This is a genomic window from Nocardia sp. NPDC003999, assembly GCF_053604885.1.
Window position 1 is genome coordinate 12,521 of the sequence record NZ_JBSGIB010000011.1, and the last position, 13,910, is coordinate 26,430.

Consider the following 13,910-nt stretch of genomic DNA (forward strand, 5'->3'; position numbering starts at 1 on the left):
GGCCCTCGCGGCGACGCGGCGGCCGCCGACGAGGATGAATGCTCCGTGGAGCGGGTGACGGGAATCGAACCCGCACCATCAGCTTGGAAGGCTGAGGTTCTACCATTGAACTACACCCGCAGGCATACGACACCGATGGGATCGCCACGATGTCGTGTGCGATCCGACTGTACCGAACCAGGCTTCCGAAACGCCAATCAGCCCCCCGCGCAGCGCGATCTCGCAGGTTGCCCGCCGGAGCGCTCCAGGGTTGCCGCGTCCAGTGTCGCACGGCGGGCGCGCGGGCACGCGGTAGCGCGCGCCGGAAATTTTTAAAGGTGATTTTTCATTGAAACTCTGGCGTGTCGGATTCCGGTGGGCGAAACTCAGATGACACAGATGTCACGCCAGGAACTTCGCTCGAGGGAATTCCGATGAGGACCGCACGACTCGCTGTCACAACCGCCGCGCGCGGCGTGTCGCGCAGCCACGGCCACGACACCGAGCAGGGTTCCGGGCGCTCTGCGCCGAGAAGTCTTTCCGGCGAACCCTCGGCCGATCGCACGGCAACCCAGTGGCCGGGAGAGCGGGATGACACCGACATCGCGCCACTGGGCGGCGAGCGGTACCCGAGCCGGTTCGGCCCGAGGACCGCGAGCAGGCGCCCACCTCGAGCACGCCAGGAACAACCATTCGCAACTCGACAGGGAAGACGAGGACGTCGCGTGCGAGAACAGATTCTCGTGAAGCAAGCGGCGCGTGGACGGTCCGGACCGCCCCCGTGGCTCACGCACCACTCTCCGCACACCTCGTACAGCGTGTCGCCAGCGCGTCGCGCCGCGATTTTGCAGCGAACGGGAATCCGGTGTAACACCAACGCGACGGGAACGATCACATACCCGATCGCCATTCGCCAGGCGTCGAGAACACGTTGCAAATCTCCGCTTTTCGATGCCGAGTGGCTTGCTAGGATCCTTTTTGCCGGACGGGGGTATCTGGAAAGGGGGCGGTGAACGTGCGCCGAACCAGGTGGACGCAACCGCGTAGCAGTGGGAACGATCAGGGTGACGCCGGCGCCTGTGTGACTACAGGGCACCTGGGTACCGACGTCGCCCACACCGGGTGAGTCCGATGTCGACCGACATCGAGCCCCCGGTAGCCGCTATGGCCCGAGCATGGGCCCGTGCGGTCTGCGCCGAGCCCGGTTCGGGCGCGGCGCCCCAGCAGTTGGAACCGGTGCTGATCGAGATCGTCGAGCGCCTGCTCACACTCGCGCGATGCGAGCCGTTCCCGGTTCCGGAAGCACGCATGCTCGGGGCCCGGCTCGCCGATGCGCCGTTCGACCGGATCCGGATGCTGGCGCAGGCCACGCGCTGGCTGCTCGGCTTCCCATCCGGCACGCCCGGCTCCCTGGTGGCCACACGCTGGCCGTTCATCGCCAGTCAGGCCATCGACAGTTACGCCCAGGCGCTTCAGGAGCGCGCTCTCGCGCAACAGGAACAGAACCTGTCGGCCAAGGTGTCGCTGCGCGTGCAGGAGATCGCCGCGCTGCAGCACCGGTTGCGCCACGAGGCCACCCACGACGCGCTGACCGATCTGGCCAACCGGACGCTGCTGCAGGACAAGGTGCGCCTGATGGCCACCGACCCGACGCGCGGCGTCGGGTTGCTGCTGATCGACCTGGACCGGTTCAAGCAGATCAACGACGGGTACGGGCATGCGATCGGTGACGAAGTGCTGGTCGAACTGGCCGGCAGACTGCGCGAAGTGTGCCCGCCGGACACGGTGATCTGCCGGTACGGCGGTGACGAGTTCGTGCTCGCGACCAACCCCCACCACAACAACCTCGGTGACCTCGCGCATCGGATCGTGGCCGCGCTGCGTGACCCGGTCTGGTCGTCGGCCGGGCCCGTTCCGGTGTCGGCCAGCGTGGGCACCGCCTACAACCCGCCGGGCAGCCCGCTCGATTTCACCGATCTGCTGCGCCGCGCCGATCGCGCGATGTACTCCGCGAAGACGGCCGGTGGGCGCCGCTTCGCCCTCGCGGACGAGCCGGACATCGACACCGCCGTCGCCGGCTGACCCGGCCGATCCGGGTCAGCCGGGTTGACAGGTGGGGCACCAGAAGAGATTCCGCGCCTGCATCACCTGATGGGCGATCGGCGTCTCGCACAGACGGCACGGGGCGCCTTGGCGGCGGTAGACATAGGTGCGCGGGCGATCCGGGGCATACGAGGGCTCGCCGTGATCGTGTTCGGGCCGCACCACGACCATCTTCCCGACGCGCACCCCTACCCGCATGAGCGCGACCAGATCGGACCATATGTCCGCCCATTCGCCCGCGGACAGCTCCGTACCCGGACGATTCGGGGAGATCCCATGGCGGAACAGCAATTCCGCGCGATAGACGTTGCCGACCCCTGCGACCACCTGCTGGTCCATCAGCAGCGCGCCGATCGGCCTGCGGGAACGATGGATGCGCTGCCACGCCCGGTCCGGATCGGCGCCGCGCCGCAGCGGATCAGGACCGAGCCGATCGGTGAGCGCCGTCACCTCCGGCGGCAGCAGGATCTCGCACGCGGCAGGCCCGCGCAGGTCGGTGCCGAAGCCCGGCTGCCCGTCCGGTTCCCCGGACAAGCGCATCCGGACCTGCCCGACCGGCTCCCCCATCGGCAACGCGGATTCGGTGAACGTGCCGTACAGTCCGAGATGCACGTGCACCACCAGGCCCGAGTCGTAGTGGTGCAGGAGGTGTTTGCCCCACGCCTCGGATTTCGTCAGCACCTGCCCGTCCACGCGGGCAGCGCCCGCGGCGAACTTGCCTTGCGGGCTCGATACGCGCACCACACCGCCCGCGAGGCGACGCTGATGCAGCCGCGCGAGGCGGTGCAGCGTATGTCCTTCCGGCACAGCCGGTTACGACCGCCGTGCGCTCAGTACGCGGGAACCGCCGGGGCGATTCCGGTCTTCTCGTACTCGGCCAGGATGTCGATGCGCCGCTGGTGGCGCTCCTCGCCCGACCAGGGGGTGGAGACGAACGCGTCCACGATGGCCAGCGCCTCCTCGGTCGAGTGCATGCGGCCGCCGATGCCGATCAGCTGCGCGTTGTTGTGCTCGCGTGCCAGCTTCGCGGTCTCCACGCTCCAGGCCAGCGCGCACCGGGCGCCGGGCACCTTGTTCGCGGCGATCTGTTCGCCGTTGCCACTGCCGCCGAACACCAGGCCGAGGCTGCCGGGGTCGGCGACGGTCCGGCGGGCCGCCTCGATGCAGAAGGCGGGGTAGTCGTCCAGCGCGTCGTACTCGAGCGCGCCGCAGTCGACGACCTCGTGGCCCGCCTGCTCCAGATGGGCCTTGACGTGATTCTTCAGTTCGAAACCGGCATGGTCGGCACCCAGGTAAACGCGCATGGCAGGCATTGTGTCAGGTGGCCGCCGCGCGGCGGCGAGAGGGCTTGCCCCGCGATTAACACCGCGGCGGGCCCGCGCGAATCGACTGATGCGCCAGTTGTGTTCGCGGCCACAGTGCCCGATGACACGGCCGACGCGCCGACCCCGTTCCCGGCAACTGAATAGAGTTCATTCCATGCAGCCGTTCGAACCCCAGCCGTCCGACCAGGCGGGCCGACAGGCCGACCCGTACGCCCAGCAGGGCGGGTGGGTCTCGGATCGGAGCACGCCTGCCGCGTCGTACGGCCAGCAGTACACCTCGGGCTCCTATCCGTCCGCGCCCCCGGCTGCGTATCCGGCGCCCTATGGCTCCTACCCCGGCGCCCCGGTGCCCCCCGGAGCTCCGCCGCAGCGGCAGCCCCGCGGTCTGTCGCCGTTCGGCATGCCCGCACGGCACAGCTGGGAGATACCGATGCTCGTCGTCGTGGTGGTGTTCACCGTGTTCGCGTATCTGATCGCGCTGGTGCTGCTCGCCACCGGGAACTTCGACCAGTACGTCCTCGCGTTCGCGGCCGCCCCGCTGCTGCTGTGGTTCGGTCGCGGCATCAACTACGCGGGCCAGCGGGTGAACGGCGTGAAGATGTCGCCGACCCAGTTCCCCGAGGGCTATCAGATGGTGGTGGACGCCGCCGCTCGCTTCGGCATGTCGAAGGTGCCGGACGCCTACGTGGTGCTCGGCAACGGCCAGATCAACGCGTTCGCCAGCGGGCACGGGTTCCGGCGCTACGTAGTGGTCTACAGCGATCTGTTCGAGATCGGCGGCGCCGCACGCGAACCCGACGCGCTGGCGTTCATCATCGGCCACGAGGTCGGTCACATCGCGGCGGGGCACACGTCGTACTGGCGGCAGCTGGGCATGTTCCTGGTGCCGTTCCTGCCGGTCGTCGGCAGCAGCTTGATCCGCGCGCAGGAGTACACCGCCGACAACCACGGCTTCTGCAATCGGCACACCGGCGCGTCCGCCGCCATGGGCACCCTGGCCGCGGGCAAGTACATGAACCGGCTGGTCGGCTTCGACGAGATGGCCGACCGGGCGGCCGTCGAGAAGGGCTTCTTCGTCTGGATGGTGAACGCTCTGTCCAGCCACCCCGTGCTCACCTGGCGGATGTGGGCGCTGCGCGATCGCAGCAGGCACGGGAAGCTGTTCCTGCGCCCTGCCCCGCCCGCGGGCGCCGGTGTGCCCGCGGGCGGGTACGCGAGTTCCTACGGCCAGGTGCCCGCGAGCCCGCCGAAGTCCGCGTTCTGACCGGGCCGGGTGCCGCGCGACGGCACCTGGGCGCGGGTGCTCAGTCGAACGACGGATCTTCGGTCCGCGTGCGCTTCAGCTCGAAGAAGTGCGGGTAGGACGCCAGTGCCACCGCGCCGTCCCAGACCTTGCCCGCTTCCTCGCCGCGGGGAATACGGGACAGCACCGGACCGAAGAACGCGGTCCCGTTGATGTGGATGGTCGGGGTGCCGACGTCCGGTCCCACCTTGTCCATGCCCGCGTGGTGGCTCTCACGCAGCGCCTCGTCGTAGTCGGTGCTCTCGGCGGCCGCGGCCAGCTCGGCGGGCAGACCGACCTCCGCCAGCGCGTCGGCGATCACCGCGGCGAGGGTCTCCTTGCGGCTCTCGCGTTCGTACTCGGCCCGCCGGTTGTGGATGCGCGTGCCCATCGCGGTGTACAGCGGCGACAGCACCTTGTCGCCGTGCTCCTGCGCCGCGGCGATCGCGACGCGGACCGGGCCCCATCCCGTGTCGAGCAGTTCCTTGTACTGCGGCGGCACATCTCTGCCCTCGTTCAGCACCGACAGGCTCATCACGTGGAACCGGGCTTCGATGTCGCGCACCTGCTCGACCTCGAGGATCCAGCGGGACGTGATCCAACACCACGGGCACAGCGGGTCGAACCAGAAATCGGCGACGTCCTTGGTGGCTTCGTCGGTCACGGGCGGCTTCCTCTCGATCGCAAGCGGACGGGCGGCCGCACACTGCGCCGCCCTACCGAGCAACCACGTCGGCGCGCGATTCGTTCCCACTCGCGGCATCCGTTTTCCCGAGCGGCGCGCACGGCTGCCAGTAGGGTTGACCGGCAGGTGCTTGGTTCCCTTCGGAGAAGGAGTCCGCGATGAGTTCTGACCAGCATTTCGTCATAGTCGGCGGCGGACTGGGCGCGGCCAAGACAGCAGAAGCTCTGCGCGAGAAGGACTTCGAGGGAAGCGTGACACTGATCGGCGCCGAGGAGCACCTGCCCTACGACCGGCCGCCGCTGTCGAAGGAGCATCTGCTCAGGAAGAAGGCGCTGCCGGAATTCATCGTCGATCCCGCGCAGTGGTATCGCGACCACCACATCGACATCCGCCTCGGCACCACCGTCACCGGGCTGGACCCCGGGGCCAAGACGGTCACCCTGCCCGACGGTTCCACACTGTCCTACGACAAGCTCGCGCTCGCCACCGGCTCCACGCCGCGGACACTGCCCGTTCCCGGCGCCGACGCGCCCAACGTGTACACGCTGCGCACCATCGAGGACTCCGACACGTTGATCGAGCTGTTCGGCAGCGCGACGCGGCGGCTCGTCATCATCGGCGCCGGCTGGATCGGCCTGGAGGTCGCCGCCGCGGCCAGGGCGGCGGGCGTCGAGGTGACCATCGTCGAACGCGCCGACCTGCCGCTGCTCGCGGTGCTCGGACCGGAGATGGGCGAGGTGTTCGCCGATCTGCACCGGGCCAACGGCGTCGACTTCCGGTTCGGCGCGCAGGTCGAGGCGATCACCACCGAGGACGCGATCGCGACCGCGGTCGCCAACGGCGTCCGGCTCGCCGACGGCAGCACGATCGAAGCCGACGCGGTGCTGGTCGCCGTCGGCGCGCGCCCGAACGTGGAGCTGGCCGCCGACGCCGGTCTCGCCGTGGACGACGGCGTGCTGGTCGACGAACGCCTGGCCACCAGCGATCCGGACATCGTCGCGGTCGGTGACATCGCCGCCCAGCAGCACCCTGTGCTCGGCAGGCGGGTCCGGGTGGAGCACTGGGCCAACGCGCTCAACCAACCCGCGGTCGCCGCCGCGACCATGCTCGGCAAGCAGGCTTCCTACGACCGGCTGCCCTATTTCTTCACCGACCAGTACGACCTGGGCATGGAGTACACCGGGTACGCCGCGCCGGGCGAACACGCCAGGGTCGTCGTGCGCGGCGACACGGCGGCACGCGAGTTCGTGGCGTTCTGGCTGGACGGGAACAACCGCGTGCTCGCCGGGATGAACGTGAACGTCTGGGACGTGACCGACCGGATCAAGGAACTGATCCTGGCGGGCGAACCGGTCGATCCGGATCGGCTGGCCGACACCTCGGCCGAGCTGTGATGTGGATCACTGCAGAGATGTGTCGAACGCACGCGACGTGCTCCGACCTCCTCGCGGGCGCCACCGGAGCGCTCCCAGCGACCGAACGCCGGAGAGGAAATCGACCATGAAATACATGCTGCTGAAGACCTACGCACCCACCAAGTACTGCGACACACCGATCAACGAATGGTCCCCGGAAGAGATCCAGGCGCACATAGACTTCCAGCGCGCGCTGGGTGCGCAACTGGCCGAGGCGGGCGAGTTGGTGGACGCGCAGGGATTGGCCGGGCCGGAGGAGGCGCGGATCGTCAGTTCGGACGGTCGGTCGGCGCCGGTGGTCACGGACGGGCCTTTCCCGGAGACCAAAGAGTTCTTGGCGGGGTACTGGATCGTCGACGTGGACAGCCCCGAGCGGGCCTACGAGATCGCGGCGCAGGCCTCCGCCGCCCCCGGCCCCGGCGGCAAACCGATCGGCGAGTACATCGAAGTTCGCGCGGTGATGGGCGCCCCCGCCACCGAGCAATGAGCGACCGGAGTGCGGTGCCCGACGACACACCGCTCCCGGCGAGCACCGAGGACCTGCTGCGCGCACTGGCGCCGCAGGTCCTCGGAACGCTCGTCCGCCGCTTCGGTGATTTCGACACCGCAGAGGACGCGCTGCAGGAAGCGCTGCTCGCGGCCGCGACCCAGTGGCCGATGGAGGGCCTGCCGGACAATCCGCGGGCTTGGCTGATCCAGGTCGCGCAGCGCCGCATGGCCGACGCCGTGCGCGCGGAGGTGGCCCGGCGGCGCAGGGAGACCACGGCTTTCGACCGTGAGGTGCCCGACGCCGTCCCCGTGGACCACGACGACACGCTGACCATGCTGTTCCTGTGCTGCCACCCGGCGCTGACGCCCGCCGCCGCCATCGCGCTGACGCTGCGCGCGGTGGGCGGACTCGGCACCGAACAGATCGCCCGCGCCTTCCTGTTACCGGAAGCGACCATGGCGCAACGGATCACACGAGCGAAGAAGAAGCTGGCCACCGTCGAGCGGCCCTTCGCGCAGCCGGGGGATCAGCGGTGGCGCGAGCGGCTGGGCGCGGTACTGCACGTGTTGTACCTCATCTTCAACGAAGGTCATACCAGCAGTTCAGGGCACACGTTGCAGCGAACGGACCTGTCCGATGAGGCGATCCGGCTCACCAGGGCGGTGCACCGGCTGGTGCCCGGCGACAACGAGGTCACCGGGTTGCTCGCGTTGATGCTGCTCACCGACGCCCGCCGGGCCGCACGCACCGGCGCGCACGGCGAACTCGTCCAGCTGGCCGAACAGGATCGCGCGCTGTGGGATCGGGCGCTGATCACCGAAGGGACGACCTTGGTCACCGGCACGCTCTCCGGCGGCTTGCGCGGGCCCTATCAGATCCAGGCGGCCATCGCGGTCCTGCACGCGCAGGCTCCGCGTGCCGAGGACACCGAGTGGACCAAGATCCTCGCGCTGTACGACCGGCTCGAACGGCTCTCGGACAATCCGATGGTGACGCTGAACCGGGCGGTGGCGACGGCGATGGTGGCGGGGCCCGAAGCCGGTCTCGCGCTGGCCGAGACCCTCGACGAACACCTGTCGGGTACCCACCGGCTCGACGCCGTGCGCGGCCATCTGCACGAGATGGCCGGTGCGATCGACGCGGCCATCGCCTGCTACACCAAGGCCGCCGCCCGCACGACGAGCGTCCCCGAGCGCGACTATCTGACCATCCGTGCGGCACAGCTGCGCCACGGGGCACGAGTGAACCTCCCCGACTGAGCGGGTGCACGAATGGTCGCGGTGGCAGCGCCGGATCGGCGAATGCGAGCACGTCCGCCGACAGCCGGGATCGCCGGACGTGATCGTGGTTCGACCCGGCACGGCCGCTCGGGATGCCGGGTGGCGCCGCCGCACCACACCGGACCCGGCAAGTGGAGCCCTTCGCACTGCGTGGGACTTCGAGCGGCGGGCGTGGCGGCCGAAAGCGGTCGCTCCGGCGACGCGCCGGGCACCGGCATGCGAGGGCACTCGGCCGATCGCGACGGGGCAGACTACCCGGTGTGGCAGGCAAACACAGTGCGGGAGTCCTTCTCTTCCGCCGGAACTCCGACGGCGCCGTCGAAGTACTGCTCGGACACATGGGCGGGCCGTTCTGGGAGCGAAAAGACCTGGGCGCGTGGTCTATTCCGAAGGGCGAGTACGAGCCGGAGACGGAGGCCGCCGAGGTCGCGGCGAACCGGGAGTTCGCCGAGGAACTCGGGCTGCCGGTCCCGGACGGCACGTGGCTGCCGTTGGGCGAGGTGCGTTACAGCAGCGGCAAGAAGGTGCTCACCGTCTGGGCCGTCGAAGGCGACCTCGATCCCGCCGCCGTGGTACCGGGAACCTTCCAGCTCGAATGGCCGCCGCGCTCCGGCCGCCTCGCGGAGTTCCCCGAGATCGACCGCGCGGACTGGTTCGACGCACCCACCGCGCGAGACAAGCTCGTCGCGGGGCAGCGGCCCTGCCTGGACCGGCTGACCGAGCTGCTCGCGGACTGACCGCTATCGCGGCACGCCCGCCCAGGTCCGGCCGGTGATGAGTTCGTAGGCCTCCACGTACTTCTGGCGGGTCGCCACGACGACATCGGCCGGGATCTCCGGGCCGGGCGCCTCCTTGTTCCAGCCCGTGGAGGTGGACCAGTCGCGGACGAACTGCTTGTCGAACGAGCGCTGCGCGCGGCCCGGCTCCCACTCGCCGGCGGGCCAGAAACGCGACGAATCGGAGGTGAGCACTTCGTCGCCGAGGGTGAGCACATCGCCGTCCCAGCCGAATTCGACCTTGGTGTCCGCGACGATGACACCGCGTTCGGCGGCGTGCGCGGCGCCCCTGGCGTAGATGTGCAAAGTGAGTTCGCGCAGCCGCTCGGCGACCTCGCGTCCCTCCTGGTTCACCACGTCCGCGAAGGTGATCGCCTCGTCGTGCCCCTCGGACGCCTTGGTGGTCGGTGTGAAGATCGGCTCCGGCAGCTTGTCGCCCTCGCGCAGACCGGGCGGCAGCGCGATCCCGCACACCGAGCCCGTCTGCCGGTATTCCACCAGCCCGGACCCGGTCAGGTAACCGCGCGCGATGCATTCCACCTGCACCATCTTCAGCGGCTTCACCCGAATGCCGCGACCGGCGAACTCGGCGGGCACGTCGGTGGCCGAGACCACATGGTTGGGCACATCGGTGAAGTACTCGAACCACCAGTTGGACAACTGCGTGAGCAGGGCGCCCTTGTCCGGGATCGGCGTCGGCAGCACCACGTCGTACACCGAAACCCGGTCGGACGCGACCAGCACCAGCGTGTCGCCGTCCTCGTACAGGTCACGCACCTTCCCGGCGTGCACATGCTTCAACGTCGAGCCTCCGAATCCCTGGGGTGAACCTGCGCTGTACCAGGCACAATACCGCCGCCCCCGAGCACCGCCGCCGCGCCGTCCGCCGCACACAGCGGACCGGTGCGTAAGTGCCGCGAACATTAGGGTCGATCGGGAAAGTCCCGCGCGGCCTGCCACCCCGAGGTGGCATTGTGGGTTTTGCCCGTGCCAGTTCTTCGACCACGAAGGAGCCTTATGTCCGCACCCAACCTCACTCGCGACCAGGCGATCGAACGCGCCGCGACGGTGTCGGTCGAGAACTACCGCGTCGAGCTGGATCTGACCGACGGCGCGGGCAAACCGGGCGAGCAGACCTTCTTCTCCCGCAGCACCGTGACCTTCGGCGCGACACCCGGCGCGAGCACATTCGTCGACATCGTGGCGCGCGGCGTGCGCTCGGCAGTGCTCAACGGGACCGCGCTGGACGTCTCCGGTTACGACGAGTCGACCGGGATCACGCTGACCGACCTGGCCGAGCACAACGAGCTGGTGGTCGAGGCCGACTGCGAGTACTCGCACACCGGCGAGGGTCTGCACCGGTTCGTCGACCCCGCCGACGACGCCGTGTACCTGTACTCGCAGTTCGAAACCGCCGACGCCAAGCGGATGTTCGCCTGCTTCGATCAGCCGGATCTGAAAGCCACCTTCGACCTCGCCGTCACCGCACCGGAGGACTGGCAGGTCGTCTCCAACGCGGCCGTGGTGCAGACGCTCGTGGCGGAGCCGGGCAAGCACGTCTTCCGCACCACCCCGAAGATGAGCACCTACCTGGTCGCGCTCATCGCGGGCCCGTACGCGCAGTGGACCGACGTCTACACCGACGACCACGGCGATATCCCCCTCGGCATCTACTGCCGCGCCTCGCTCGCCGAGCACATGGACGCCGAGCGACTGTTCACCGAGACCAAGCAGGGTTTCGGCTTCTACCACCGCAACTTCGGCGTGCCGTACGCGTTCGGCAAGTACGACCAGCTGTTCGTCCCCGAATTCAACGCGGGCGCGATGGAGAACGCGGGCGCGGTGACCTTTCTGGAGGACTACGTCTTCCGGTCCAAGGTCACCCGGGCGTCCTACGAGCGCCGCGCCGAGACCGTGCTGCACGAGATGGCGCACATGTGGTTCGGCGACCTGGTCACCATGAAATGGTGGGACGACCTGTGGTTGAACGAGTCGTTCGCCACGTTCGCGTCGGTGCTGTGCCAGTCCGAGGCCACCGAGTACACCAACGCCTGGACCACCTTCGCGAACGTGGAGAAGTCCTGGGCCTACCGGCAGGACCAGCTGCCCTCCACCCACCCGATCGCCGCCGACATCCCCGATCTCGCCGCGGTCGAGGTCAACTTCGACGGCATCACCTACGCCAAGGGCGCCAGCGTCCTCAAGCAGCTCGTCGCGTATGTCGGGCTGGAGCCGTTTCTGGCGGGCCTGCGCGCGTACTTCGCCGACCACGCCTACGGCAACGCCACCTTCGACGATCTGCTGTCGGCGCTGGAGAAGTCGTCCGGCCGCGACCTGTCCACCTGGGGTGCGCAGTGGCTCAAGACCACCGGATTGAACATCCTGCGCCCCGACTTCGAGGTGGACGCCGAGGGCAGGTTCACCTCGTTCGCGGTCGTGCAGGAGGGGGCACAGCCGGGCGCGGGCGAGCGGCGCGTGCACCGTCTCGCGGTCGGCGTCTACGACGACCAGGACGGAAAACTGGTGCGCACCAAGCGCGTCGAGCTCGACCTCGACGCCGCCGAACGCACCGAGGTACCCGAGCTGGCCGGCGTGCCGCGCGGCCAGTTCGTGCTGGTCAACGACGACGACCTCACCTACTGCTCGATCCGCCTCGACGCCGGTTCGCTCGACGTGCTGGTCAACCGCATCGCCGACATCGCGGAGCCGCTGCCGCGCACGCTCGCCTGGTCGGCGGCCTGGGAGATGACGCGCCAGGCCGAGTTCCGCGCCCGTGATTTCGTCGCGCTGGTCGAGCGTGGAGTCGGCGCCGAGAGCGAGATCGGTGTGGTGCAACGGCTGTTGATGCAGGCCAACACCGCGCTGGGCAGCTACGCGGAGCCGGAATGGGCCGCGACCACCGGCTGGCCGGAATACGCGAACAGGCTGCTGGAGCTGGCGCGCGAAGCCGAACCCGGCTCCGACCACCAGCTGGCCTTCGTCAACGCGCTGACCGGCGCGAAGTTGTCGGCCTGGCACACCGAGGTGCTGAGCGAGCTGCGCGACGGCGACCCGGCGAAGGTCGGATTGCCCGGCTTGGTGGTCGATACCGACCTGCGCTGGCGGATCGTGTCGGCGCTCGCGGCGGCGGGCGAGATCGATGCCGAGGGGCTGCACACTCCGGTCATCGATGAGGAGCTGGCCAACGACCCCACGGCCGCGGGCAAGCGGCAGGCGGCCGCCGCAGCCACGGCGCGTCCGATCGCCGAGGTGAAGGAGCAGGCGTGGGCGACGGTGATGGGCGACGATTCGGTACCCAACATCACCGCCCGCTCGATCGTCGGTGGCTTCGCACCCGCCGGGCAGGGTGAGCTGCTCGCCTCCTACGTGGAGCGGTATTTCGCCGAGGTGCCCGGCGTCTGGGAGCGTCGTTCCAGCGAGGTCGCCCAGACCGTGGTGGTCGGCCTCTACCCGCACTGGGCGATCAGCGAGGACGCGGTGGCCGTCGCCGACAAGTTCCTGGCCGGCGATCATCCCCCGGCGCTGCGCCGGCTGGTCAGCGAGGGCAAGGCGGGGATCGAACGCTCGCTGCGGGCCCGCGCCTTCGACGCACAGCCGTAGACGAAACCGGCGCGTCCACCCTGGTCGGGTGGACGCGCCGGACTTACGGCAGCTATCGCGGTGCGCAACCGCAGCGGCCACACCACGTCTTACGAGCGAAGCGAGACCGCGCATTTACCGTTCGGAGCCACAAGAGGGCCGCGAACACCAGCGCCGCAGTCGCTGCAGGTGAAACAGCTACCTGCCGATGGCGGCGGCCATCACGCGGACGGCCGAGACCACGCCGTCGATCAACTGGCCCTGCCGGAACGAGCTCAGCGCGGCGGTGACGCCGAGCTGGCAGACGCGATCGTTCGCACGGTCGGCGACCGCCCGGCCCGAGCGCACCTCGATCGCCTTCTCGTTGGGCGAGACGGCGATGAGCACCGAGTGCGCCGCCTCGGGCGTGCCAGGGAAGATCGCGTCCGCGGACGCGGCCGGGTCCTCGCCCAGATCGCCGATGTAGACGTTGAAGCGCACCTTCGTCGCGCGGGTCGCCTCGGTGAGCACGTTGTCCATGGTGAGCCGCTCTACGTCGTTGAACGGCGCCTCCTTGAACACATCGCCTGCCTCGTGCACGCCGGAGACGCGTCCGCTGCTGGTGATCGCGTATCCGTGCGGCAAATCGGCTTCGACCACCGCGGGCCACTTAGAACCTGCCACTTGCCCGTCCTCCGATCAGCTCCACCGCGGTGGACTCGATGGCCGCATGCTGCTCATGCGGCGTTTCCGCGAAATGGTGACCCGAGCCGATCACCTCTTCGGTGGCACTCCACAGCACCGGCGACGCGGTCCACTTCTGGCCGAGGGCGAAGTGGACCGGCTTCTCGCCAGGCAGCGGCTTACCGAGGAACGACAATCCGGCGATGATGCCGTAGATCACCAGCGGTATGCCGGCGAAGATCAGCACTGTCTCGAGAATGCTCACGGATCAAAGGTAGACGATCCTCTGTAGTAGTTCTCCGTCCGGTCGAGCCGGATCGCCCTCCGTGTCGA

13 protein-coding genes and 1 tRNA gene are annotated in these 13,910 nt (G+C 69.1%); 7 read left to right on the forward strand and 7 right to left on the reverse strand.

Annotated elements, in window-relative coordinates; translation table 11 throughout:
* Positions 1–46 precede the first annotated feature (46 nt).
* Positions 47–120: transfer RNA gene (locus ACWESM_RS21680), tRNA-Gly, on the reverse strand.
* Positions 121–1,110: 990 nt separating this feature from the next.
* Between ACWESM_RS21680 and ACWESM_RS21685 the strand changes: the two genes are divergently transcribed.
* Positions 1,111–2,061, forward strand: coding sequence for a GGDEF domain-containing protein (locus ACWESM_RS21685; RefSeq protein WP_355075952.1), 951 nt, complete (start codon positions 1,111–1,113; stop codon positions 2,059–2,061).
* 15 nt (positions 2,062–2,076) lie between these two features.
* Here the strand turns inward: ACWESM_RS21685 and ACWESM_RS21690 are convergent, their stop codons facing one another.
* The gene (locus ACWESM_RS21690) at positions 2,077–2,889 is read right to left on the reverse strand and encodes an Fpg/Nei family DNA glycosylase (RefSeq protein ID WP_397279294.1); all 813 of its coding nucleotides are present in this window, start codon (positions 2,887–2,889) and stop codon (positions 2,077–2,079) included.
* 23 nt (positions 2,890–2,912) lie between these two features.
* A complete protein-coding gene (locus ACWESM_RS21695; RefSeq protein ID WP_355075948.1) occupies positions 2,913–3,386 on the reverse strand; it encodes a ribose-5-phosphate isomerase in 474 nt (157 codons plus the stop codon).
* A 175-nt stretch (positions 3,387–3,561) separates the two neighbouring features.
* Between ACWESM_RS21695 and ACWESM_RS21700 the strand changes: the two genes are divergently transcribed.
* Positions 3,562–4,671: a M48 family metallopeptidase gene (locus tag ACWESM_RS21700; protein WP_397279292.1), complete on the forward strand. Its 1,110-nt coding sequence runs from the start codon at positions 3,562–3,564 to the stop codon at positions 4,669–4,671.
* A gap of 40 nt (positions 4,672–4,711) precedes the next feature.
* Here ACWESM_RS21700 and ACWESM_RS21705 read toward each other — a convergent pair whose 3' ends face one another.
* On the reverse strand, positions 4,712–5,353 hold the full coding sequence (locus ACWESM_RS21705; protein ID WP_355075946.1) for a mycothiol-dependent nitroreductase Rv2466c family protein: 642 nt from the start codon (positions 5,351–5,353) through the stop codon (positions 4,712–4,714).
* 179 nt (positions 5,354–5,532) lie between these two features.
* Between ACWESM_RS21705 and ACWESM_RS21710 the strand changes: the two genes are divergently transcribed.
* The 4 genes from ACWESM_RS21710 (at position 5,533) to ACWESM_RS21725 (ending at position 9,296) form a co-directional block, all read left to right on the forward strand.
* Entirely contained in the window at positions 5,533–6,768 is a 1,236-nt protein-coding gene (locus ACWESM_RS21710) for an NAD(P)/FAD-dependent oxidoreductase (RefSeq protein ID WP_452493420.1), read from the forward strand.
* 106 nt (positions 6,769–6,874) lie between these two features.
* Positions 6,875–7,276 carry a YciI family protein gene (locus ACWESM_RS21715; RefSeq protein WP_355075942.1) on the forward strand — a complete coding sequence of 134 codons (402 nt, stop codon included), beginning with the start codon at positions 6,875–6,877 and terminating at the stop codon, positions 7,274–7,276.
* Positions 7,273–8,538, forward strand: a complete 1,266-nt coding sequence (locus tag ACWESM_RS21720) for an RNA polymerase sigma factor (protein ID WP_452493422.1) — start codon at positions 7,273–7,275, stop codon at positions 8,536–8,538. Before ACWESM_RS21715 ends, ACWESM_RS21720 begins: the two co-directional genes overlap by 4 nt.
* A gap of 281 nt (positions 8,539–8,819) precedes the next feature.
* The gene (locus ACWESM_RS21725; protein WP_452493424.1) at positions 8,820–9,296 is read left to right on the forward strand and encodes an NUDIX domain-containing protein; all 477 of its coding nucleotides are present in this window, start codon (positions 8,820–8,822) and stop codon (positions 9,294–9,296) included.
* 3 nt (positions 9,297–9,299) lie between these two features.
* On the opposite strand, the gene ACWESM_RS21730 is transcribed toward ACWESM_RS21725, so the two are convergent.
* A complete protein-coding gene (locus ACWESM_RS21730; RefSeq protein WP_452493426.1) occupies positions 9,300–10,136 on the reverse strand; it encodes a phosphoribosylaminoimidazolesuccinocarboxamide synthase in 837 nt (278 codons plus the stop codon).
* 216 nt (positions 10,137–10,352) lie between these two features.
* Here ACWESM_RS21730 and pepN point away from each other — a divergent pair, with 216 nt between their 5' ends.
* Complete coding sequence (gene pepN / locus ACWESM_RS21735) at positions 10,353–12,935, forward strand: aminopeptidase N (protein WP_364429690.1); 2,583 nt, start codon at positions 10,353–10,355, stop codon at positions 12,933–12,935.
* 177 nt (positions 12,936–13,112) lie between these two features.
* Here pepN and ACWESM_RS21740 read toward each other — a convergent pair whose 3' ends face one another.
* Positions 13,113–13,577 carry a DUF5130 domain-containing protein gene (locus tag ACWESM_RS21740; protein WP_355075932.1) on the reverse strand — a complete coding sequence of 155 codons (465 nt, stop codon included), beginning with the start codon at positions 13,575–13,577 and terminating at the stop codon, positions 13,113–13,115.
* Positions 13,564–13,842 carry an aa3-type cytochrome oxidase subunit CtaJ gene (gene ctaJ, locus ACWESM_RS21745; protein ID WP_355075930.1) on the reverse strand — a complete coding sequence of 93 codons (279 nt, stop codon included), beginning with the start codon at positions 13,840–13,842 and terminating at the stop codon, positions 13,564–13,566. Before ctaJ ends, ACWESM_RS21740 begins: the two co-directional genes overlap by 14 nt.
* Between the last annotated feature and the right edge of the window lie 68 nt (positions 13,843–13,910).

Coding starts and splice junctions, on each gene's coding strand:
- ACWESM_RS21715 (WP_355075942.1), top strand. CDS start 6,875: ATGAAATACATGCTGCTGAAGACCTACGCACCCACCAAGTACTGCGAC.
- ACWESM_RS21695 (WP_355075948.1), bottom strand. CDS start 3,386: ATGCGCGTTTACCTGGGTGCCGACCATGCCGGTTTCGAACTGAAGAAT.
- pepN (WP_364429690.1), top strand. CDS start 10,353: ATGTCCGCACCCAACCTCACTCGCGACCAGGCGATCGAACGCGCCGCG.
- ACWESM_RS21710 (WP_452493420.1), top strand. CDS start 5,533: ATGAGTTCTGACCAGCATTTCGTCATAGTCGGCGGCGGACTGGGCGCG.
- ACWESM_RS21720 (WP_452493422.1), top strand. CDS start 7,273: ATGAGCGACCGGAGTGCGGTGCCCGACGACACACCGCTCCCGGCGAGC.
- ACWESM_RS21685 (WP_355075952.1), top strand. CDS start 1,111: ATGTCGACCGACATCGAGCCCCCGGTAGCCGCTATGGCCCGAGCATGG.
- ACWESM_RS21700 (WP_397279292.1), top strand. CDS start 3,562: ATGCAGCCGTTCGAACCCCAGCCGTCCGACCAGGCGGGCCGACAGGCC.